General features: G+C 51.1%; 27 protein-coding genes. 7 read left to right on the forward strand and 20 right to left on the reverse strand.

The window, feature by feature from the left end; translation table 11 throughout:
- Positions 1-177: 177 nt before the first annotated feature.
- A complete protein-coding gene (locus NYE29_RS30785) occupies positions 178-2,142 on the reverse strand; it encodes a glycoside hydrolase family 127 protein (protein ID WP_340898863.1) in 1,965 nt (654 codons plus the stop codon).
- 155 nt (positions 2,143-2,297) lie between these two features.
- Here NYE29_RS30785 and NYE29_RS30790 point away from each other — a divergent pair, with 155 nt between their 5' ends.
- Positions 2,298-3,185: a helix-turn-helix domain-containing protein gene (locus NYE29_RS30790; RefSeq protein ID WP_340898864.1), complete on the forward strand. Its 888-nt coding sequence runs from the start codon at positions 2,298-2,300 to the stop codon at positions 3,183-3,185.
- A gap of 6 nt (positions 3,186-3,191) precedes the next feature.
- Here NYE29_RS30790 and NYE29_RS30795 read toward each other — a convergent pair whose 3' ends face one another.
- On the reverse strand, positions 3,192-3,404 hold the full coding sequence (locus NYE29_RS30795; RefSeq protein ID WP_038599512.1) for a hypothetical protein: 213 nt from the start codon (positions 3,402-3,404) through the stop codon (positions 3,192-3,194).
- 185 nt (positions 3,405-3,589) lie between these two features.
- Here NYE29_RS30795 and NYE29_RS30800 point away from each other — a divergent pair, with 185 nt between their 5' ends.
- The 5 genes from NYE29_RS30800 (at position 3,590) to NYE29_RS30820 (ending at position 7,478) form a co-directional block, all read left to right on the forward strand.
- Positions 3,590-4,108: a DUF3231 family protein gene (locus NYE29_RS30800; RefSeq protein WP_076112114.1), complete on the forward strand. Its 519-nt coding sequence runs from the start codon at positions 3,590-3,592 to the stop codon at positions 4,106-4,108.
- 116 nt (positions 4,109-4,224) lie between these two features.
- Positions 4,225-4,806, forward strand: a complete 582-nt coding sequence (locus NYE29_RS30805; protein WP_076112116.1) for a YitT family protein — start codon at positions 4,225-4,227, stop codon at positions 4,804-4,806.
- 98 nt (positions 4,807-4,904) lie between these two features.
- Entirely contained in the window at positions 4,905-6,167 is a 1,263-nt protein-coding gene (locus NYE29_RS30810; RefSeq protein ID WP_076112118.1) for a DNA polymerase IV, read from the forward strand.
- Positions 6,168-6,263: 96 nt separating this feature from the next.
- On the forward strand, positions 6,264-7,031 hold the full coding sequence (locus tag NYE29_RS30815) for a threonine/serine exporter family protein (protein ID WP_340898866.1): 768 nt from the start codon (positions 6,264-6,266) through the stop codon (positions 7,029-7,031).
- 24 nt (positions 7,032-7,055) lie between these two features.
- A complete protein-coding gene (locus tag NYE29_RS30820; RefSeq protein WP_076112120.1) occupies positions 7,056-7,478 on the forward strand; it encodes a threonine/serine exporter family protein in 423 nt (140 codons plus the stop codon).
- A gap of 158 nt (positions 7,479-7,636) precedes the next feature.
- Here NYE29_RS30820 and NYE29_RS30825 read toward each other — a convergent pair whose 3' ends face one another.
- Entirely contained in the window at positions 7,637-8,158 is a 522-nt protein-coding gene (locus tag NYE29_RS30825; protein ID WP_076112122.1) for a GNAT family N-acetyltransferase, read from the reverse strand.
- Between the two features lie 3 nt (positions 8,159-8,161).
- Positions 8,162-10,183 (reverse strand): Na+/H+ antiporter, encoded by a 2,022-nt coding sequence (locus NYE29_RS30830; protein ID WP_076112124.1) that lies wholly within the window; start codon positions 10,181-10,183, stop codon positions 8,162-8,164.
- 258 nt (positions 10,184-10,441) lie between these two features.
- Here NYE29_RS30830 and NYE29_RS30835 point away from each other — a divergent pair, with 258 nt between their 5' ends.
- Entirely contained in the window at positions 10,442-11,197 is a 756-nt protein-coding gene (locus NYE29_RS30835) for an MBL fold metallo-hydrolase (protein WP_076112126.1), read from the forward strand.
- A 121-nt stretch (positions 11,198-11,318) separates the two neighbouring features.
- Here NYE29_RS30835 and NYE29_RS30840 read toward each other — a convergent pair whose 3' ends face one another.
- From NYE29_RS30840 to NYE29_RS30910, 16 genes are all read right to left on the reverse strand, one after another.
- Positions 11,319-12,179, reverse strand: a complete 861-nt coding sequence (locus NYE29_RS30840; RefSeq protein WP_076112182.1) for a beta-1,6-N-acetylglucosaminyltransferase — start codon at positions 12,177-12,179, stop codon at positions 11,319-11,321.
- Between the two features lie 82 nt (positions 12,180-12,261).
- Positions 12,262-13,137: a VOC family protein gene (locus NYE29_RS30845; protein WP_076112128.1), complete on the reverse strand. Its 876-nt coding sequence runs from the start codon at positions 13,135-13,137 to the stop codon at positions 12,262-12,264.
- Positions 13,138-13,333: 196 nt separating this feature from the next.
- Complete coding sequence (locus NYE29_RS30850; protein ID WP_076112130.1) at positions 13,334-14,071, reverse strand: metallophosphoesterase family protein; 738 nt, start codon at positions 14,069-14,071, stop codon at positions 13,334-13,336.
- Positions 14,072-14,113: 42 nt separating this feature from the next.
- Positions 14,114-14,497, reverse strand: a complete 384-nt coding sequence (locus tag NYE29_RS30855; RefSeq protein WP_076112132.1) for a hypothetical protein — start codon at positions 14,495-14,497, stop codon at positions 14,114-14,116.
- Between the two features lie 11 nt (positions 14,498-14,508).
- Positions 14,509-15,060 (reverse strand): GNAT family N-acetyltransferase, encoded by a 552-nt coding sequence (locus NYE29_RS30860; RefSeq protein WP_076112134.1) that lies wholly within the window; start codon positions 15,058-15,060, stop codon positions 14,509-14,511.
- A gap of 16 nt (positions 15,061-15,076) precedes the next feature.
- Positions 15,077-15,256, reverse strand: coding sequence for a hypothetical protein (locus tag NYE29_RS30865; RefSeq protein ID WP_076112136.1), 180 nt, complete (start codon positions 15,254-15,256; stop codon positions 15,077-15,079).
- Positions 15,257-15,677: 421 nt separating this feature from the next.
- A complete protein-coding gene (locus NYE29_RS30870) occupies positions 15,678-16,100 on the reverse strand; it encodes an Rrf2 family transcriptional regulator (RefSeq protein ID WP_038590310.1) in 423 nt (140 codons plus the stop codon).
- Between the two features lie 64 nt (positions 16,101-16,164).
- On the reverse strand, positions 16,165-16,980 hold the full coding sequence (locus tag NYE29_RS30875; RefSeq protein WP_076112138.1) for a hypothetical protein: 816 nt from the start codon (positions 16,978-16,980) through the stop codon (positions 16,165-16,167).
- Positions 16,981-17,007: 27 nt separating this feature from the next.
- On the reverse strand, positions 17,008-17,592 hold the full coding sequence (locus NYE29_RS30880; protein ID WP_076112184.1) for a DJ-1/PfpI family protein: 585 nt from the start codon (positions 17,590-17,592) through the stop codon (positions 17,008-17,010).
- Between the two features lie 32 nt (positions 17,593-17,624).
- Positions 17,625-18,371 (reverse strand): type I methionyl aminopeptidase, encoded by a 747-nt coding sequence (gene map, locus NYE29_RS30885; RefSeq protein WP_038590301.1) that lies wholly within the window; start codon positions 18,369-18,371, stop codon positions 17,625-17,627.
- A gap of 382 nt (positions 18,372-18,753) precedes the next feature.
- Positions 18,754-19,383 (reverse strand): SGNH/GDSL hydrolase family protein, encoded by a 630-nt coding sequence (locus tag NYE29_RS30890; RefSeq protein WP_076112142.1) that lies wholly within the window; start codon positions 19,381-19,383, stop codon positions 18,754-18,756.
- Between the two features lie 93 nt (positions 19,384-19,476).
- A complete protein-coding gene (locus NYE29_RS30895; protein ID WP_445322189.1) occupies positions 19,477-19,842 on the reverse strand; it encodes a DUF2785 domain-containing protein in 366 nt (121 codons plus the stop codon).
- A 4-nt stretch (positions 19,843-19,846) separates the two neighbouring features.
- Positions 19,847-20,011, reverse strand: a complete 165-nt coding sequence (locus tag NYE29_RS34690) for a hypothetical protein (protein WP_342439717.1) — start codon at positions 20,009-20,011, stop codon at positions 19,847-19,849.
- Entirely contained in the window at positions 20,008-20,748 is a 741-nt protein-coding gene (locus NYE29_RS30900; RefSeq protein ID WP_340898871.1) for an alpha/beta fold hydrolase, read from the reverse strand. Before NYE29_RS30900 ends, NYE29_RS34690 begins: the two co-directional genes overlap by 4 nt.
- Positions 20,749-20,952: 204 nt before the next feature.
- Positions 20,953-22,131, reverse strand: coding sequence for an NAD(P)/FAD-dependent oxidoreductase (locus NYE29_RS30905; protein ID WP_340898872.1), 1,179 nt, complete (start codon positions 22,129-22,131; stop codon positions 20,953-20,955).
- Positions 22,132-22,171: 40 nt separating this feature from the next.
- Entirely contained in the window at positions 22,172-22,609 is a 438-nt protein-coding gene (locus NYE29_RS30910; RefSeq protein WP_340898874.1) for a DUF1641 domain-containing protein, read from the reverse strand.
- Between the last annotated feature and the right edge of the window lie 218 nt (positions 22,610-22,827).

The raw sequence follows: 22,827 nt of genomic DNA on the forward strand, positions 1-22,827 counted from the left end.
TTTGCAAAATGACGGGGCCTGTTTTTTGTGGGAAGCTCACTTTCCGGTTTGCAAAAAGATACAGTTATGCCGTTACCATCAACCCAAGGACAATATTCTAAAAAAAGCAACCCAATACATCCGCCATACTTGCGGGATGCATTTGGGTTGCTTTCCTTTTAGATAACGAGCTGCAGCTTAAGCCTTGCCCTCCGGTATCCACACCTTCATCTCTCCGCTGCCGCGGTTGCCCCACAGATAATAAGGGACAGCTGTAACCTTAACGGATTCCAGTGGTGCTTTCTCCCTGCTGTACAGCCCTCCGCTCCAGCCGGACGGATTGACACGGAAGCCGGTTCCTTCAACGACTACGGCTCCGCCAAGCAGCGAGTCCTTAAAGACCTCTTTGAACTCGCCTGTCTCGTTCAGGGAGATAGAGCTCAGCGGCTCACTATTATCGGTTGCCTCGAGGCAATAGACAAGCGGTCCCCGCTGAATAGCAGTTTTCTGCGCATCAGCCCGCAGCTCGGGATGGGCATAGACACGGTGCGCTTCCATCGGAATGCTTACCTCTATGGTGTCCCCGGCAGACCACACTCTGCGGATCACCCGGTATCCCAGTTCCCGGCCTGCGGCAGGATCCAGCACTTCACCATTGATGCTGATCTCCATGCCGCTGCTCCAGGAAGGGACCCGCAAGGCAATGCCGAATTCCGCAGCTTCTGCCGGATTAACCTTCAGCGACACTTTACCTTCCCATGGGTAATTACTCTCCTGGGTAACATTAACCTCCGTTCCGCCAAGCATACCCTTCCATTCACTGCCAATGTACAGATCAGTGTGCAGTGTGTCCCCGTGAACCGTGTAAATATAGTGGTTCAGCGAAGTCAGCAGCCGGGCTACATTGGGCGGACAGCAGGCGCAGCCGAACCAGCCCTGCCGCTCCGCCTTCACATGATGTTTACCCGGACTGCAGCTGCAGGCCTGCGGCCATACCTCAAGCGGATTGACATAGAAATAATGCTTGCCGTCCTGCGCCATGGACCCCAGCACATTATTATAGAGCGCCCGCTCCATCACGTCCGCATACCGGGCTTCCGGGGCTAACTCCAGCATCCGCCGGGCAAAAAAGATCAGGCCGATGGAAGCGCAGGTTTCCGCATACACCGTATCGTTGGGCAGATCATAATCGAAGGTGAACGCCTCCCCATGATGGGTGGAACCGATCCCCCCTGTAATATACATCTGCTTATCTGTCATGTTGTTCCACAGCCTCACACAAGCATCGCGCAACGTGTCATCATCTTTAAGCATCGCAAGGTCAGCCATTGCTGAATACATATAGACTGCACGTACAGAATGCCCTACCGCTTCGCTCTGCTCACGGACCGGAATATGCGCCTGATTGTAGGCTGGATCGAGATGGTCAGTTTGCCCGCTCCAGTGAGTGATCCGCCCCCGGCTCTCCCACTCCTGCCGCAGGAAATTCGGTTCCTGGCCGCGCTGGTCGATAAAAAAGCTGCTGAGTTTCAGATAGTTCTCTTCACCTGTAAGACGGTACAGCTTGATTAGTGCCAGTTCAATCTCCTGATGCCCGTCATAGCCCTTCAGCTTGCCTTCCTCCGGTCCAAAGACCGAATCGATATGATCGACCATCCTGCGCATAATATTTAGCAGCTTGTCTTTGCCTGTAGCCTCATAATACGCAACCGCAGCCTCGATAAAATGTCCGGCGCAGTACAGCTCATGGCAATCCTGCAGATTGGTCCAGCGTTTGCCCGGCTCCTTGATTGTGAAATAGGTATTGAGATATCCATCCGGCTGCTGCGCTTCGCCGATCAGGCCGATAACTTCATCTGCCTGCCGCTCCAGTATGGGATCACGCTTAAGGCTCAGGGAGTAACCTACTGCCTCCAGCCACTTCGCCACATCGCTATCCTGAAACACCCAGCCGTGAAACTCTCCTTCCTTTCGCCCTGCGGCAATCTCGAAATTGGCAATCGCATGACTGGGCTCTGCGTCCGGTACCCGGTCATGCAGCGCCTCATATTGGTATGGAATGACTACATCCTGCGCCAGCCTGATGTAACCTCCCCAGAATTCATCCTGAATCTTTACCGATTGCTGCTTGTCTGTCTGCTGCGTTTTAATAGTTCTGCTCATTTGCCTCTTCCCCTCCGCTATATTTCGTTCTCGCTATTAGCAATTATAGAGGGTAGAATAAATAAAAAATACAATCATAAGCAACCCTGTTTTTGTACTATTTCACACTCAAGATTGCGAATGACACCAGAACTGCAGGCTGCCGACAATTCGCTTTGAAAGGAGTAATCATGACATTCAGCCCTTCTTATATCCATCTGGCTGCTCCCCCGTTCCCCTACTTTCTGGAATGCGACCGCACCGTATATCAGCCGGGGGATCAGCACCCGAACCGCAACCGTATGGGGAAATTCGATCTGATTATTGTAGAACAGGGCACCCTGTTCATTGGCGAAGATGAGAAAGAATGGGAGGTTGCGGCCGGGCACACTTTGCTTCTGCTGCCAGACCGTTATCACTACGCTGTCAAACCTTGCGAGGAGATCACCACGTTTGTATGGATCCATTTTCACACGGTGGGGGAATGGATTGAAGCCGTGGGTGATCCGGTGTATGCCGGCCGTGAAGCACATTTCCAGCAGTTTCTCACACATCCGTACACGATCCGTGTACCGCAATTCGGTCCGCTCCCGGACCCCTTTGAGCGGAGCGGGCAGGCGGAGCTGCTCCTGCAGCTGAGCCGGGACAGACGGTCAAGCGCGGTATGGCAGCAACAGCGGATCTTTGAGGAGATGCTGCGGATGATGGATCTTGCGCAGCAGGACGCTGCAGGCAGCCATGCTGCCGAGATTGCGGAGCAGACGGAAGCCTACATCCGCAACCATTACGCAGAGGCGCTCACCAATGGCTCGCTCGCGGATGCCCTCCATTTTCACTATAATTATCTCGCCCGGTGCATGAAGCGCGTCTATGGGCTGACGCCGATGGAATATTTGACGGATTACCGCCTGGAGCAGGCCAAGCTGCTGCTGCTCAAGACAGAGATCCCCATTTCCGGGATTGCGGAGCGCACAGGCTTCGAGAGCGCTGCCTACTTCTCACGGCGTTTTGCCCGCAAAGTCGGCATCTCACCGCTGCGCTTCCGCAAGCGTTATTCACGGTAAGCCGAATCACTCATTAGCGAGAGCACGAAACTCATACAACTCCCGGCTGTAGGACAGTTCCCCGATACGGACACAATTAGGGGTGTATTCTCTAATCTGCCCGCCAAACTCCAGAATATCATCTTTTATTTCTTTCACGGCGACCGCTACCTTGACTTCTGACAGCGCGGCCGCCAGTAAATCAATATCGCTCTCCAGCACTTTATATGTATAGTCCATCCAACCTTCACCCGCCTTGCTGACTTTATGTATTTAATCGTAATATTTACTATTAATATATATTGTTTGGCTGTCCTGTACAAGTCTTTATTGCTTAAATCAACCCTTCCTTCGAATAAAACAGAGGATGCCGGACAACCTAACTTCACGTTTCACCACCTTATCAGTGAAGGAGTTTTGCAACGATGGGAGTTCTAAACGGCAATCCCAAAGACGAACCGCTGCACTATGGCGAAATATTTAATCTATGGCAATTTTCCGCTACCGCCAAGATGTCATTATCCACCTTACAGGCATTTCATTATCACGCTGGCGATCAGGATCTGAAAAAAATAATTGATGATCTCATGGACCAGTCGCAGCAGGAAATAAAAGATTGCGACAAGCTGCTGAAAACCCATGGCTTCACACCGCCCCCTGCACTGCCCGACCGCCCCTCCGTTAAGCTCGAGGAGATTCCTGCCGGAGCCCGTTTCTCCGATCCGGAAATCGCCGCTTCCCTTGCTGGCGCAGTTTCCCTAAGCCTAGTCGTATGCAGCCAGATTATGGGGACTTCCATCCGTGAGGATATCGGGGCCATGTTCATGAAAAATCATGCGCAAATGGCCGCTTTAGGAATGGCTGTGCTGAAATTGAATAAAAAGAAGGGCTGGCTGGTACCTCCGCCGCTGCAGCTCAAAAAGCCGGAGCCTGCTTTGGTTTAGTAATATCCCCGTCCCACCTAATCCTGCGCAAGCAGGATTTTTTGCTTTGCAGCTATTTTTTCCCATTTCTAAGCATATTCATTAAGACATGCCTAAACGTGGAGATGTTGAAGAATATGCGCTCAAGTGCAAGGTACGCCATTATTTTGCTGGGAAGTTTGCTGATTGCTGCAGGAACTAATTTTTTTCTGGTCCCCTACAAAATTCTCGATGGGGGAATCATCGGCATCGCCCTCATCATCAACTATATGTCCGGCGCAAAAATTGGACTGGCCATTGTCCTGTGCAGCCTGCCGATTTTCTTGCTTGCCTGGCTTAAAGAACGGGACATCTTCTATAACAGCGTACTGGGTTTGCTCACCTCCTCGTTTTTCATTGAATTCCTCGGACCGCTCCAGTACCATTTTCTGTACTATATTGAGCTCGGCTCCATCTCCAGCGCCATTCTCGGCGGCTTTCTAATGGGGAGCGGTTTCGGAATTATGCTGCGCTTCAAGGCCAGCACGGGTGGAACGGATCTGCTCGCCAAGTTTATGAAACGCTATATTCCGCTCAATGTCGGCGTCATTATTTTTCTGACGGATTTCCTGATTATTGGCGCGGGTGGCCTGCTGATCTCCAAGGAAACCTTCTTGCATTCGATTCTGACGATCTTTTCGGGCGGAGTGGCCACGGGGTTATGTACGCTCGAAAAATAAGCCTCTTGACTGAATGGAAATAACTATGCATATACACGATCATATGTTCGTATTATAATAAGGTCAAATTCAGCCGCTTACCTGGAGAGTGTGAACCTATGAACAGAGATCGTGTCATTATGCTATCCGATTGCCAGAGCTTCTATGCCTCGGTCGAGAAGGCTGCCAATCCTCTCTACAGCCATAAACCGCTGGTCGTTGCCGGCGATCCGGCCAGACGCAGCGGGATTGTACTTGCCGCTTGCCCCTTAGCCAAAGAGCATGGCGTTACCACTGCCGAGACCTTAAAGGAAGCGCTGGCGAAATGCCCTGAGCTTGTGGTCGTCCGTCCCCGTATGCAGCACTACATCAACGTTTCCTCGCAAATCACCGATATTCTGCGCAGCTTCAGTGATCTCGTAGAGCCTTATTCCATTGATGAACAGTTCATTGATGTCACCGGCAGCTCCGCCTTGTTCGGCAGTCCGCTGTCCATCGCGGCCGCGATCCAGGATACCGTCCGCCAGGAGACAGGCGTGTATGTGCGCATCGGCATCGGCTATTCCAAGGTTACTGCCAAGATGGCCTGCGATCTGTGGGCCAAGAAAAACGAAGGCGGCCGGTTTACACTCACCCGCGAACAGCTGCCCACCCTGCTCTGGCCGCTGCCGATTTCGCAATTGTTCATGGTCGGCCGCCGGATGTCCGCCCATTTCCATAGCATGGGGCTTACGACCATTGGCCATGTGGCCCAGCTGCCGCTGGCCGAGCTGAAGTGGCGCATGCGCGAGAAATTCCGCAAGAACTGCGATATAGACGCCGAGTTGTACTGGCGGATTGCCAACGGCATTGACGACAGTCCCGTAAACCCGCATACCCACGAGGTTCCACCCAAGAGTGTCGGGCACCAGATGACCCTGCCCCGGGACTACCGCACACTGAAGGAAATCAAGACGATTCTGCTGGAGCTATCCGAGCTGGTGTGCAGACGCTGCCGCAGCCTCAAGGTGAACGGCGCGGTCGTGTCTGTCGGCTGCCAGGGTGCAAGCTTTGAGATGCCGACCGGCTTCTCCCGCCAGACCGTAATGAACGACCCCACCAATGCCACCAATCTGGTCTATGAAGCAGCCGTAGAGCTTTTCCAGCGGCACTGGGACAACCAGCCCGTACGCAGGGTCAACCTCAGTCTTTCCACGCTCTCCGACGAAAGTGAGTACCAGCTGACACTGTTCGAATCCCGCCCCCGTTACCGCGAGCTTGAACGGGCTACCGACAATCTCAAGAACAAGTATGGAGATATGATTATCGGCCGGGCTGCGTCTTTCACCGATGCAGGACAAATTAAGGATCGGGCCGGCAAAATCGGAGGACACTACAAATAAAGTGTTAAAAAATAAATTAAAAGAATAAGGGTTGATATTTTCAGGTATTGCGGCGACAATCGAATATATAACATTCCCGGGGAGGATCGAAAGAAGTTGGATAGCACAAGCAATAACAGCAATACTTCCACGCATGAAATTATCGACCTCTGCCTGCTGGCCGGTAAAATCATGCTGCAGAGCGGTGCGGAAACTTACCGTGTGGAGGACACCATGATGCGTATGGCGGAGGCACTCGGTTTTCCCGGGGCGCACAGCTACGTGACGCCAACGGTCATCATGTTCACAACCAGCAGAACCGAACCGGTGAAGCTGTTCCGGATTGCCGAGCGGACGACCGATTTGCAGAAGGTGTCGGAGGTCAACGACATCTCGCGCCGGCTGAGCGAACGCCAGCTCAGCGCGGCAGAAGCCCGCGAGCGCCTTGGCGTCGTGGACGATGCCGCACATGCCTATCCGGCATGGCTGCAGATCGCCGCAGCTGCCCTCACCGGAGCCTGCTTCACAGTAATGTTCAAGGGGAGTCTGTGGGACGCCCTTCCGGCTTTGCTGGTGTCGGGGCTTGGCTTCGCCGCTGCAACCTATCTGCACCGGCTCGTACAGATCCGATTCTTCGCTGAATTTACCGCCTCATTCCTGATCGGACTGTTCGCGTTCTTCTCCGTCAAATTTGGCATTGGCCGCGAAATGGACAAGATTATCATCGGCTCCGTCATGCCGCTGGTCCCGGGCCTGCTCATTACCAATGCGGTGCGTGACCTGATGGCTGGGCATCTGGTTTCCGGCCTCTCCAAAGGTGCCGATGCATTCCTGACTGCGTTTGCGATCGGGACTGGCATCGGACTTGTGCTGTCGCTTTTTTAACCCACGTGAAAGAGGTAGCAATTCATGATTTTGCAACTGATAACCAGCTTTATTGCCGCTGCATCCTTCTGCATTCTGTTCAATGCCCCGCGGCGCGCGCTGTTGCAATGCGGCTTGGCCGGAATGGTAGGCTGGATCCTGTATTTGGAGCTTGATGAAAGATGGGATACGGTTATTGCCACCTTTGCGGCAACCGTAGTCGTCGGCGTCATCAGCCAATTCTTTGCCCGTTCCTTCAAGATGCCGGTCATTATCTTCAGCGTCGGAGGGATTATTCCACTTGTCCCGGGGGGACTTGCGTATGACGCTATGCGCAAATTCGTGGAGAACGACAATAACCAGGCGATTCAGATCGGCGTACAGGCGTTGCTGCTCTCGGGAGCGATCGCCACGGGACTTGTGCTCAGTGAAGTGCTTGGACAAATGTTCCGCCGGAAGAACAAGTAGACACGCGCAGGAAAGAGGCTCCCCGTACCGATCACCTATAGCTTTGACTAGAACAGGGGCGCCTCAGCTAGAGCTGCTTGGTCTACAGCGCATAAAAAGTCCGCCTGCGGCAAGGAATGCTTCCTTGCCGCAGGCGGACTTTTGGGTATATGGGATATTTACTGCAGCTGCCCAATGATCTTCTGATAGCTGACAATATCCAGCCATCTGCCGAACTTGCTGCCGATCTCTTTGAACAGGGCACTCTGCTCGTATCCATGCTTCACGAACAACCGGCGGCTCGGCTCGTTATCGGCGCACACCGTAGCCACCAGTACATGAAACCGGAGCTCCGCGGCCCGCTCTTCGATAAAGCGCAGCGCATGGCCGCCCAATCCCCGGCCGCCGCAGCCCGGCTTCAGGTAGATGCTGATTTCACCGGAGGTATCATAGGCCTGCTTATTCTTATGTCTGGCAATCAGCACATAACCCAACATTTCGCCTTCCTGCATAATGGCATAGGATTTGAACCGCGGATCGCCGCTCAGCACCGACTGGCGCATTTCCGGCAGGCTCTGCGGCTCGGTATGAAAAGAAACTGTGGTGTTCAACACGTAATAATTATATATATCCAGTACTTCAGCCAAATGCGCTTCCCCGATTTCTTCAAACAACAGCCCGCTCGCAGTGATTTCGCCCATTTATTAATCCTCCCAGATTGATGTTTCCAATTGATCCACGAACCGGCGCAGCTTGCCGGCGACCTTGAGATTAATCGCTCCGTTCTGGTACATCTGCTGCACCGTGTCGCGCTGCTCCTGAATCGCCTTCAGCTTCAGCTCCAGCTTCTCATCGTCGATTACGCCATCCTTGCTCCAGCCTTCCCCCTGCTCCAGCCGTGACTCCAGCCGCTCATATTTGTCAATAACCCGCTGCGAAGCCTGGCGGTTTTCTTCGCTCATCCCGGCACTGACCGCTGAGACGGCGGCCTGGCACATCGCGATCTTCGCTTTCCGGGCACTCTCGGCATTCTGAACCGCCCGCCTTCCTTCCTCACCGTTAAAACGGCCGGTGAACAATCCCGAGAATAAGCGTTGAATCTCTGTCAGGGAGAATTTGACCTGTGTATCGAACCGCCGGCACAGAACGGCCTCCGTATGATCCAGCAGCTCTTCCATCTTCACTGCTACCGGAGATTCAATCTGACCTTGCTCCAGCATACGCCGCAATGCTGCCCGTTCCGCATCGAGGCCGTTCAGCCGCGCTTCAACGCCAAGCCGGCGGAAGCGCTCCGTAGCCACATCATTTTCCGGTTGGGGAGCGCACAGTCTGTCGATCTTGTCAGTGAACTCCAGCAATGCAGGCTGCGTTGGGGAGCCGGGATTCTCCGTCGTCAAGCTCCGCAGCATGGTCATTCCTGCATCAATCACCACCGATCTGGCTGCAAGCTCCGTGTTCTGCGGCTGGACGGTTTCGTCAACGGCCTCTTCTTTTCCCGCAAGGATAGGCAGAAAGATACTGGCAATCACCAGCGACATGAGAATAACACCTGCCGCGAGCGCAATGATTAAATCCCGTTCCGGAAACAGGGAACCATCTCCAGCAACCAGTGGAATGGAGAAGGCACCGGCCAAGGTTACAGCTCCGCGGACGCCTGAGATCGAGATAATCAGCTGTGTTTTGAGCGGTGACTTCTCTGTCTTCAGCCTGCGGCTCTCTACTAGCGAATAGACATACACCCAGAGGAAGCGGAGTACAATGAGCAGCGCCGTAATTGCGAGCACATAGCCGGCCACCATAAAGTTATTCAGCGTTTCATCCCGGTAGATGACTTCAACTACATCGGGAACGGAGATGCCGAGAATGAGGAAGACCATCCCGTTCAGGATAAACAGCAGCACCGACCAGGTACTCGCTGACACAAGCTGCAGCTTGTATTGCGGAGATACTGCCCGGTCTTTCTCGATGGCATATACGATACCGCCGGCAACAACGGCCAAAATGCCGGATACGCCGACTTCTTCACTGATCAGATAAATAATGAACGGAGTAAGAATCTGCAGCAGCACATGGACGGTAACATCCTCCATGCCTAATCTGCGGATGAGCACGCTGAGCCGGATAAGCAAAAATGACAGCAGCGCCCCCAGCAGCAGCCCTCCCGCTGCGATGAGGATAAAGCTGAACGTTGCTTTGGGCAGGGAGAACACCCCGGTAACCGCAGCAGCAATGGCAAACTTGAAGGCCACCAGACCGGAGGCGTCATTCATCAATGACTCGCCCTCCAGAATCCGGTGAATGCCCTTCGGCAAATGAACCCTTCCGGCCAAGGCGCCTACCGCCACCGCATCGGTCGGCGAGAGAATGGCCGCCAGCGCAAACGACGCCGCCAGTGGAATCGAGGGTATCATCCAATGGATCGCATATCCCGCAACAAAGACGGTGACAAAGACAAGGCCCAGCGCCAGCAGCAGAATGGGCGCTCTAAGGTTCCAAAGTTCATCGCGGGGTGTCCGCTTGCCGTCATTGAATAGCAGTGGAGCGATAAATAATACAAAAAACAGCTCAGGCTCAAAGGTCATATGTATTCCCGTGGGCATCAGTGCAGCAATAACGCCCAGTCCAATCTGAATCAGCGGAATTGGCACAAACGGGATAAACCGGTTCACGATGTTGGAGGCCGCGATCAGCCCCAGAATTAACAGTACGGCAAGAAAAGTCTCCAAGCTGCATCAACTCCAAAACTGATTTTCCCATTATTATATCCTAAACGTTTATAAAGGGGCAAAATGCAATTCTCATATTTATGTTTAGCCGAAAAAGTTCACCGATTTATATATTGACAAATAATTATTTTTGTGTTATAATATCATATTTTTCTATTGCGCAACATCTCTGTTTTCAGTATGCTATGCATTAGCCTCACAGCATGAATCTTATCAAGCATGGGAGCACGGGCTCACTAACTTTTTAGGAGGAACATTATGCATATCGCCAAAGGAATAGACATGCTTGAAATTTCCGTTCAAGTTATGGGTGGAACAGAAACGATTTACCCCACCCTGCTTTGGGACGGACAAGCCGCCACTCTCGTAGATACTGGTTACCCGGGGCTGCTGTCCACATTTAGGGTGGCTATGGAAGAAGCCTCTGTACCCTGGAATCAGCTGCGCACTATCCTGATTACCCATCAGGATCTCGATCATATCGGGAGCCTGCCCGCTCTGCTGGAGCAGGCTGAAACCGAGCTGACCGTACTGGCGCACGAAATTGAGAAGCCCTATATTGAGGGCGATAAAATGTTGCTCAAGCATACGCCGGAAGCGCTGGCTGCCGCCGAAGCCATGCTGCCGCCTACAGTGCCGGAAGAATGGCGGCATGCCTTTCTCTCCGTGCTTGCCCATCCACCAAAAGGAAGAGTCGATCAAACGCTCATTGGCGGGGAACGGCTTCCTTGTGGCGGCGGAATCACTGTGATCCATACGCCCGGCCACAGCCCCGGGCATCTGAGCCTGTACCATCAGGCTAGCTGCACACTGATTGCCGCTGATGCCCTCACGGTGCGCGGCGGAGAACTGTACGGGCCAGATGCTGCGGCGACACCCGACATGGCTACCGCACTTGCTTCTTTGCAGAAATTCGCCGATTTGGAGATCCGGCAGGTGATTTGCTATCACGGAGGATTGTACCGCGGTGATGCGGGCCGCCGGATCGCCGCGTTGTCACAGGGGGAAGCGTAACTGGATGCAGAACAAGCAGGAGGCAAGGCCGGTAGATCCGGCCTTGCCTCCTGCTGAAATCCCGTCCGCTCCCGGTAATCGAATCAGGATTGAAGAGTTTTTGACCCAGTGGTCCTAAGGTTCAACCCTTTTGCAGAAGATCCTCGACAATACTGCGGTCTACGTCCAAGTCAAACTTGCGGCCCCAGAAGCTTCCCTGTCCTTGTGTGCGGATTCGTTCGTAATCCACCGCCCTGAGCGTTCTGGGGAACTCCGGTCCGGTCTCCCAGTCTGTATAACGTTTGATTTCATTCACTACATTATCCTTAAACGGACTATTCAAAATAATCGAATGAAAGAATATTTCGTCACCGCAGAATGAGTTCTTGAACAAACGGATGTAACCTGGAGAAGTACGGGTGAATTCCAGAATATACTCCATGCACTCACCGGTAATCGACATCCAGTTTGAGCCTTTATATAGTTTATCCGGGAGATGCTTCAGACTCCGCTTAAGCCAAGGCACCGACATCACCAGATTAATGTACCGGTTGCGCACCTCGGAGACTGCTTTTACCCGCGATACAAGAAATTTTGGATAATAGACAGAAACCCGATAGTAGCAGCCCCACATCTCCGCTTCATTAGGCAGTTGCAAATACTTCACAAATTCCTTCCCCTCGTTCTTCTGGAAGAACTCCACAATCGTCCCATTGGAGACAAGGGGCAAATCCTGCCCGCTTATGATATGAATATAATTATAGTAACCCTGCTGCTTAATCAGCTCAAAACCTTTAAGAATGCATTCAATCTGGCTGTAATGTCCCCACTGCACTTCAACAGGATCTTTTACAAAATGAATATGTTCACGGTGAACAATTTGCTCTTCTATGCCGCTCTTCTTGTCTACATGCAGGAAAAAATCCACATGTTCATCACTTAAACGATCAATCAGCAAATTGATCTGCTCAGGATTTTTATGACAAAGGATTACGTATGCCATTTTGAATTTCTGCAAAATCTACACCCTTTCACTCATTCATTTCCAATTATTATAGGGGAATGAGTGAAGATGGACAAGCAAATTATTCCGATTGCGAGTTCACCATCAGCTTCAAACCGATGTTCCATGGATCTTTGAGCGAAAGGGTGCCGTCTGCCTCAGTTACTGTATAACCAGCCTCCCGCATACGCTCAGACACTTCCGCCAGCTCCTGTCTGCTTGACAGCAGCAGTGTAAAATAATCGATGCCGGGTGCATCAGACGGAGCCGCCGGAGCACCCTGCCCCGCCCAGATATTGAGGCCCATATGGTGATGATAACCTCCCGCCGAGATAAACAGCGCCGAGTCTCCATAATGGGTTGTTGGCTCAAAGCCCAATGCATCCACATAAAATTTCTTCGCTTGGTCAAGATCACCTACATGAAAATGCACATGTCCGATCACGCTGCCGGCAGGCAGGCCGTTCCAGGTTAAGCCTTCAGCAGCGGCCAGCAGACCGTCGGCATCTACCGGGTCCGTAGTCATAATATAGTCCCCTTCTGCATCACGTTTCCATGTATCACGCGGCCGGTCCCGGTACAGCTCAATTCCGTTATTATCCGGATCCTGAATGTACAGCGCTTCACTTACCATATGATCTCCCTGACCGATATGAATCCCAGAGTCAATCAGATTGCGCAGCGTGAGCCCCAGGCTGGGGCGGTCAGGCACGAGAATGGCGAAGTGGTACAAGCCCGCTACCGAATTCCGGCGCAGAATTTGCGCGCCTTCGATCTCCCGCAGGATGAGCAGTACATGCTGCCCGTCTGCCGTCATCTCCACCTGGCGACCGGTCTGGCGCAATATCTTCAGTCCCACAACATTCTGGTAAAAAGCGATCGAACGCTCCAAATTGCTTACTCTTATCTGCACTAAACCAATTTGCACACCCTCATGCAATGTCGCTGTTGCCGTCATAATATCTCCTCCTGAATAAATGCTGGTGTCCGTGTCTAGCCGCTTATTGCAGCTTAGTCTTTACACCTTCCATTTTTGCAATTCACACTTGTAACTGTTTCCGTTACATATTAACTAACTTTAGTATAGTTGCACTCCATAAGTTTGTCAATTACTTTCAAAAAGAAAAGCCAGACCCGTCAGGTCTGGCTTAGCATTAGTGATCCACGCCCTTACCTCTATATTCAGCTGTTCTAAGCTCCTTAATATAGGGTTCCAAGTCAGGCATATGAGATTCCTGTGCCTGCTGCACAGCCAGTTCGATATCGTAGGGAACTCTGACGAATTGCAGATTTAACGGTGCCAATGCACGATCTTGATACCTTCCCTCCATAACTAAATACGAGGCCTGGGTAAGATCGAGCGGATTCCCTACACTGCCTACATTCAGTAACGTCCTTCCGTCCAGATGCTGAAGGTACGCATTATGAACATCCCCATATCCGGCTATATCCGCCATGATTGGTTCCTTGCACAATCCGGAGGATAGGAACAGGGATAAACGCTGTTCGTAATCATCCCAGGGCTGGACCCGCTCATTTAAGCTCCGCGGTGAGGCATGGAATAAACGGATGAACTTTCCGCTCATCCAGAATTCAATCGAGAACGGCAGGGAGTTCAGATAATTCAGGCGGTCCTGGCCGAGCAGCTCCCGATGCCATTGTACAACGGCGATTTCGCTGGGACGGCCGATGAATTCATCCCAGTTGCCCATCACAACTTCTTCGCAGTGCTTCTTCACCAGATCAACTGCCAGGTCTGAGCTAGGTCCTTTGCCAACAATGTCTCCGAGACAAAAAATCCGGGTGATATTACGCCCGTGTATATCCGCGAGTACCGCTTCAAGAGCCGGTACATTGCCATGAATATCAGAAATAATTGCAATTTTCTCCACTGAAGTTCCTCCGTTTGGGTCCATTCTTATTGTCTTGCTTAATCAATTCAGCAATTTGATGCCGCTGTATACTCTCTTCTCTGCGGTGGCTGTCCGAATCCAGTTCAATAAGTCCTCCCTGGTGAACAAGAACTCGTCATCAATTTTAATATAAGGAAGCTTTGCTTTTGTAAAAGGTCCATTATTGCTCAGAATTGCATTTTCCGCTTTCATAATATTGAGCACCTGCTCTTCTTCCAGCCCCAGAAAATATGCAGCCTCCTGAAGCGTCATTAATGCCTTGTCCTGTTGCTGCAGAGTATTCTGGGCTTGCAAAGCATTTCCGTTGCTACCCGCCTTTTCATGGCTGATGACCAGGCAGCCGACAATAAAACAAACACCAAGAATAAGGCTGGCCCCCAGTATAGATAGATGGTTATTTTTCATAAAGTATCCCCTTATTTCGTACTGCCCGCATATTCAATGAGCCAGCAGTCCCTGAATTCTCCCTCATGCCATTCATGCTCTACAAGCAGCTTCCTCCGCACAAAACCAAGTTTCTCATACACTCTCAGCGCCCGGTGATTCCAGCATTGCGGGTCCATCACAATTTTGTCTGCCTGCTTCGACTTGGTAAGATATTTAACTGTCTCCCCCACGAGCTGCGAACCAATTCCTTGATTCCAGAATGCAGTTTCGCCGATAAACTGGTCCATGCCGTAAATTCTGCCTTCAAAATCCGTATACCCGTACTCCGCTTTCTCTTCAGCATCAATAGGATAGAACTGTATGTATCCAACATCCTGCGATTTATAGCAGACAATCCCCCGCGTGATTCCCCCGGCTTCCTCTTCATAAAAGTGCTCCAGCACCATCTCCATTGTATGCGGACGGTCACGGCCTTCATAATACTCCAACAGAAGCGGATCGGAAAGCCATTTCACAAGCAGCTCCGCATCGGGAGCCACCAGTCTTCTAACGCTTAGTTCCTGATTGTGATATAAGATCATTGCAAAACTCCCCCTTTTACAGGCGTTTATCAATAATATGCTTATTCTCCTTAATTTCTTTACGCAGCAGCCTGATCTCCTGAATCAAAATATCCAGTTTGTGCGAAGTTTTCGAATCATCTATCGCTTTTCTAATAATCAGCATAAATACCAAGAGGCTTACCAAGCCTAAAATCACAGCCAGAAAGGTCATCATTCAAATCCCATCCTCTTTCACAAAAATCATTCCATTTCACATGTCTTGTGTCAGTCTAATTCATTTGGAATATTGTGTAAAGCTCCTGCTATGTTATCGCGCTCTCCATTTCCTTATACAGGGACAAAAAAGTGACCCTGCCAGCGTCCGGCAGAGTCAAGGTCTATTATAAGGGGGTCATGTGACTACTATAACCGGCAAAGCTTAAATCCGGATGAAAATTTAATAAAGGTTTGCTGAATTTTGTAGAACCCTCGGATTGCAGCAAACCAAAAAAATTGGAGCCTGCCGAGGCACGGCAGGCTCCTAGCAAAAATGCATCCACTGGGGGGTGGAGATCTTTAATATACTCCTGAAACCTTAAAGAAACATAAGTTTTTGCTAAAAGTTTACTTAAATTACTCTTAATCCCCTTCGCTGCTCAGTAAACAGGGATCTGATTTATAATCTGGTCCAAGGTAACCTCCTGCAGCACATTCTCCATCGCTTTCTGGGCAAGGGAGAATACAGGCACGATGGCACCGGCGATGTTCTTGCCAACCGGACAATCGGGATTCGGGTGCTCATGCACGGAGAATAAGGAATCTTCCTCCACCGCATTAACCGCCCGATAAATCTCCAGCAGCGTGATCTCAGCTGCAGTGCGGTTCAGCTTGGCTCCGGCCACACCGGGACGGACATCAACCAGTCCCGCTTTGTTCAGCATGCCTGTAATTCTGCGTATGACCACCGGGTTGGTATTGACACTGCCAGCGATCCATTCGGAGGTGCTTTTGCCTTCCTTGTTGCTGTCGATTAACGTAAGAATATGAATAGCCACCGCGAACCGGGTGCTGATGTTCATGGAAATCTCTCCTTTATTGCCCTAAACAAAAGAATGCTTTGGATGCAACAATAATAGTTACATTTTAGCACATTGTCAATGCTGTGAGGAGGTCCGCAACCTGGTCAGGATATTTTTTACTCAGCCGGGCTTTGCCCAGATTGCTCTTCACAATCTTCAGCATCCGGGGATCGCCGCTCTGTGCAAATCTGCGGAGCATAGCAAAACCTGCTTCCGGCTCGCTGGCCACAAACAGACTGAGACTATATTCTAAACCCTTGGACAACACGCGATAATGCTCCCGATCGCCTTGTCCCGGCTCAGAGGAGAGGATGCCTTCCATAATGCCGCCGGCCAGATCCAGGCTATACCGTGCATTGGTCTGCTCCTTGAGCAGCGGCGGATGGGCTAAAGCGGCAACAAAGGCGCGCTGTTCCGGCAGTGTAGCCTCCGCTTTCCATGAATCCAGCAGTCCCTGCAGAAGCGAAAAATCATATTCTCCAATGGTCTGCAGACCGATCGCCGCGGCCTCGCGCAGCCGCCATCTGGAATCATTCATGGCAGTCTTCAGCAGGCCTTCTGTCAGGGTGCGCCGCACTGCATCAGCATACCCGTAATGCGCGCAGCTGGCCTGTACAGCACAAAAAGGCAGAAACTCGCGGGGATCATTAGCAGCAGCCTCGTGGTCCGAAATAAGCGCCCATGACGAAAGCATTGCCCATGAGGTCTCCGTTACAGAAGGCCGGGCAAAAGACATCGCGAAGCTCTCTGCCAGCTCCAGATTGGCCCGTGGTCCGGGCAGGCCGCTCCCGTCCAGCATATAACCGGCAAGCAGGGGCCACTGCCCCTCCGTCTCCATCCATTCCCGAATCGGCACTGGCACCGTCTTAGTTACAGTCATCCTAATTCCCCCGTTTTCCTGCACAGCTTATTGCTGCTGTACAATGCCCTGCATCACATAAGGATAATCAATTTGCTTCTTCACGGAGAGCATGGCCTCTTCACCGGCAAGCAGTGACATGACATGCAGCCCCAAATCAATGGAGGCAGACACCCCTCCACCGGTAATTATACTGCCGTCCTGTACAATCCGACTCTTCACCACACTGCCGCAATAGGGCGCCAGCAGATCGTACGCAGCGGGATGCGTCGTTGCACTGCGTCCCTCCAGAAATCCGGCGGCTCCCAGCAGGAGTGAGCCTGTGCATACAGAAACCTTATAAGGCACATTGGCGGCTCCCCGCAGCCAAGAGAGAAAGGACTCATCAGTCCTGAGCCGTCTCGTTCCCATCCCGCCGGGCAGGAAGACTAAATCATATTGCGACAGATCCGGCAATACTGTGCCGATCTTGACCGTAAGCCCCAGCTCATCGGTCACTTCTTCCGCAACACCGCAAATATCCCATTCCAGCCCTTCACCTGGGGCGAATTGTCCCAGCCGGTAGATAACATCATAGAATCCGGCAAAATCGAGAAAAGTAATTCCATCAAAAAGAATAAAGGCCATCTTCAACATCGCTCGCTCCTCTTACCCTCGGCAGGGTTCTATGCGCTTGTCAGAATGATCGGTTTGCCCTTAGTAATTATAATGGTGTGCTCATACTGTGCTACCCGGCTATTGTCCTTCACACTCAGTGTCCACCCGTCCGACTGCTGTTCTACAAAGTCAGCCCCGGTAGACAGGAACGGCTCAATCGTAATGACCTGATTTTCTTTAAGCACCGTAGTTACCCGCGGATTATAAAACGGGAGAATTTCGAAAGGCTTCTCATGCAGTGATTTGCCGATGCCGTGGCTGCATAAATTGCGTACGATTTTGTAGCCGCGTTTGCGGGCTTCACTCTCCATCACTCTGCCAATCTCATTCACCTTCATGCCTGCTCGAAGATGATTGATTACGCTCATCATGGTTTCCTCCGTGCTGCGGCACAGATGTACAAGCTTCTCGTTATAGGGCGGCAGTTGAAAAGAAACGCCGGAGTCACTGTAATAACCGTTAAGCTCGGCAGATACGTCAATATTAATCAGATCACCGGGGTTAATGACTCGTGAGCCGGGAATGCCGTGAGCCACCTCTTCATTAATGCTGATACAGGTGCTGCCCGGAAAATTATAGGTAACCTTCGGAGCCGATTTTGCACCAAATTGCTCCAGGATTTTCGCCCCCACCGCATCAAGCTCGGCAGTCGTCATACCTGGTTTTACATGTTTCTTCATCTCGGCGATAGTGTAACCTACCACCTTACCGGCTGCTTTCAGACCTTGCAAATCCTCTGCTGTATCGCTCGTCATTCTTTTAACATTCCTCTCGCTCTATAAGATGTACTCAATATTTATTATTTCGGTATAGATTGTTAACTTCTTCATTGATAATGTATTCCTGATACGCTTCTCCGAACACTAGCTTCATCTTGAGGTTTGTGCTGACGCCCGGTGGCTCTGAGAATTCCTTCCGTTTATTCAGGCTTAGCCATGAGCTTGTTAGATGAAGTATCGGTAATATGTACCCTACAATTATAACAGTCTTCAGATGCAGAGTGAAATGTCCGTGCATGGGTCTGCCTCATCCAATTTTCAGCTCCGCGCATCAAAAAAAGACCGGTCCGCTATAAAATAACGGACCGGTCTCAGAACACACTCAGATGGGATAGCTTTAACAAAATAATTTGAAGCTCTAGTTAATTGCTCCTACCGCTTTCAGCCAGGCTTCAGCAATGAGGGCATGTCCGGCCGAAGAAGGATGCACGCCATCCCCTGCCCAGAACGCTGGCTCCGCTTTAACGGAAGCCGCAGCGAACAGGCCGTCGAGCGGAACCAGCGGGGCCCCGTACTCACGTGCCAATTCACGCACAACATGGATTTTGGGATCCAAATCCTGACGCCAATTCTTGCGGTCTTCCGGCACAGGCAGTACGAACGGCTCAATCAGCACCAGCCTGGCATCCAGCGCACTCATTGTACGCTCGATCAAATCACGGTAAGCGGCTTCAAACTCGGCAGCAGTAGTTTCCTGGCCGGAGTCAAAGCGGCGCCAGGTATCATTAATTCCGATATAAATGGATACCCAGGTCGGCTTCAAGTCCAGGCAATCCTTATCCCAGCGCTGCTGCAAATCCGTAATGCGGTTGCCGCTGATTCCCCGGTTAATGAAGGTCAGATTCTTCTCCGGATACTGCAGCCCGAGACGTGCGGCGGCCATCATTGCATAACCTACGCCCAGTGATGAAGCGTCTTCATAATTGCGCCCGCAATCGGTGATACTGTCACCCTGGAACAAAATGATATCGTTTTCTTTAAATCCCATGTTTAAATCCTCCTATAAAACCACTGAATGGTATAAACATATTCCATTATATCAAATAGAATTTCTCCGGACACCCTCAATTATGGCAGGATGTCAAAGCAAACTTCGCATCGTGAACTTATTTAATTTCATTTCGGCAGACAGGAAAGCCTCCTCAAGCTGTTGTCCACGGATATGGCTGGCCCGTCTGAAATAGAGAGCCCGGAGGAAATTTTTGCAATTGATCCGGTTAATATCCACACTGCGGGTCCTCGGCAGGCTGCCGCATTCCCCGAGAGCGCTAATCCAGCCGGCAAGCTGTTCCTCCGGAAGCAGGCTATGGAATACCATGGAGTCGACAATAGTGGCTATCCGCTCATCCTCTTCTTCATTGAAAATGTGCGTGCCGTTCTGGAGCATACCCTGTACCGCATCCAGGACTTCCAGCTGCACCGCCGCATCACTCTCCGGGCACTTCACCGGTTCATCCAGTGCATCTGCCGCGTGGGCAGCGCTCCGGGTCCGGGTCGCCGATATACTCCAGCATCCGGCTGATGTAATCTCCTGCCGCTTCACCATCACGCAGCTGATAGTGTTCCTCCTCGATTCTTTGCAAATCCAGCTTTAACCCGTTTCTTGTATCCGTCATTCTTCCACCCCTTCAGGTCTATCGGTACATTGTGCAATCATTGCCGTAATCTCTTCAATGACAATCTCCGGCTCATCATGGTGAATATAGTGCCCGCTGCCTCCCGCGATCCTCTGGCGGCCAGCCGCAGACCACCGCAAGAATCCCCTCTGCAGCTTCTGCTCCAGCTCGAGGATTGCAGTCGACGGCCAATCCCCTTCTCCTTCATCAGGGAGCCCTCTTGTAATAATCGACATCGGGAGAGTACCCGGCCATTGGAGCTCAGTTTCAGCTATCTGCCTATAACTCGCCAGCTTGTCAATGTTCTCGCTGTTCAGCAGGGGATTCTCCAGATAAGCCCTGTTCGCCGGGATCAAATGCACGGGCAGAACCTCCTCATAAGCAAGCTCCTTATACTCCGGTACGCCATCCACCAGAACAAGTCCCGCTGTGCGGGATCGAAATTTAGCGGCAAACTGTCTGGCGACCAATCCGCCGAAAGAATGTCCTACCAAGATATATGGCGGCTCCACTGCCAGCTTGGACAGCAGCCTATGCAGTTCCTGAACCAGGTCATCACAAGTACGGGAACCCGATGCTACTGTGCTTGCGCCGATTCCGGCCCGGTCATAGGAGAGGGTTGTCGTTAACGCTGCTATCCGATCCTGTACCCCACTCCAGGAATCACCCCCGTCTCCCAAGCCAGAGATGAAAATAACCGCCGGTGCGCTTTTTCGTGTGTATCTATAAAACAGCATCATACCGGCCTCCTGTTACCACACGTATTCAATATACATCCCAAAACAAATTTAGTTTAAATTAATTTCCAGTTATTAACTATGCAATTCAGCACAGAAAAAAAACCCCTTCCAGCACCCGCACCTCAAGAAAAAACCAGGTGTTTTCGGGTAACTAAAAGGGGATCCTATGAACTGGCTTCCAGCAAAGCTGGCTAATTTAAATTAATACGCCAGACTGAACAAACCTTTGATATGCGTCAGATAACGGATGTTGCTTGCTTCTTTCATCATCGTTGCAGGCAAGCCCTTCAATGGCGTTGAGTTGCCGCCGATAATAGCAACCCCGTCTTTACGGCCCAGGCTGGCGAGTGTGCCCGAATTGACCGGACTAAAGGTATCCAGCGATTTATTATTCAGGTAAGCATACAGATTATAGCCGATCAGCTCACCCATCTGCCAGGCGATTTGTGCAGTCGGCGGATAAGGACGGCCGTCCGGAGCAAATACAACAGCACTGTCACCGGCAACAAATACATCGGCATGCGATGTGGATTGCAGGAATTCATTTACCGTTGCACGTCCACGGTTAACTTCAAGACCGGATTCACCGATCAGCGGATTTCCTTGTACACCGCCGGTCCATACGAACGTGTTGGCCACAATTTTCTGGCCATCCTTCAGATCAATGGTGTTGCCCTCCACATTAGTAACGGCAAGACCGGTTAGGAATTGTACGCCGCGTGCAGCAAGACTTGATGTAGCGCGTTCGATCAGGTGATCGGGCAGTACCGGGAGAATCTTCGGACCTGCTTCCACGAGCAGCAGCTTGATCGCTTTTGGATCCACCCCATAACGTTTGGTGAGTTTCGGCAGCACGTCGGCAATTTCACCTACAAGCTCAACACCCGTCAATCCGCCACCGCCGATTAGAATCGTCGCGTCAGCCGCATTGCCGGTTTTTGCGTACTCACGGATCCGGTCTTCGATATGACCGTGAATTTTATTGGCGTCGGCAGCCGATTTCAATACCATGCTGTATTGTTCAAGTCCCGGAATTCCAAAATAAGCCGTCGTGCTGCCAAGGCCAGCAACAAGGGCGTCGTAAGTAAGATTCGTGCCATCCGAGAGCGCAATTTGTTTGCTTTCAACGGAGAAGGATTTTACTTTGGCAATTTTAAGATCAATGTCTTTACCGGCAAAAAGCTTCGCCAGCGGCATAGCAACAGCTTTCTCTTCCACGCTGCCTGCGGCAAGACGATGCAATTCGGTAATAATCTGGTGGGTTGGATACTGGTTGACAACTGTAATCTTTGCTTCAGCTTTGCTCATATATTTGCGCACAGTCAAGGCACTCAGCAATCCGCCGTAACCTGCTCCTAGAATAACGATATGTTTTGACATATGATGTTTCCTCCGTCCTTACGTATGAGATTAGAATTAATTATTTCTGCTGGCTGCGTTCGCCGCTGACTTGCAGGTAAGCATTCATAAAGCGGAGAAGCTTCTGAACCTGCGGATCCTTAATCATCTTCATCATTCCGAACACGCTGATCGTCTCGGTGCTTTCATTCGCCCGGTCTTTCGCCTCGATCACAGTAGCCGCCATATTTTTGACGGAACCTACTACCGGCTCGGCAATTTCTTTAATAGCGCCCACCGTATCATTCTTGAGTACTTCATCGGATGCAACCGACTGTACAAAGTCCATAGACTTCGTTAATACACCTACAAGCTGTGTAAGCTGCGGCAGCTGTTCTATCAAGGTGGTTAAAGATTCCTGAACTTCCGGCTTCAAAAGCTGATCCAGAATATCCTCTTTGGTTAAAGAGGCTTTCGGTGCTTCCTGTTCAGGAGTGGTTTGCGTAATTGTTTCTGACATTGTTGGACTCTCCTCTGCATTAGCTTGTAACGCTTGATAATAGTCAATTCAATAACCCATGCGTCTATTATAACACCTATTATGTAATAAACGTCACAATCTTTTTGCCTTTATAACCTTAATTTGTGATTATAATCACTTCTTTTCTGTCGTTTTTATTAATTATCTTCTATTTGAACTTAATTTCACGATTTAGTGTAATACATCATTGACGATTC

This window comes from Paenibacillus sp. FSL M7-1046 (assembly GCF_038007405.1).
Lineage (GTDB): Bacteria > Bacillota > Bacilli > Paenibacillales > Paenibacillaceae > Paenibacillus_AQ.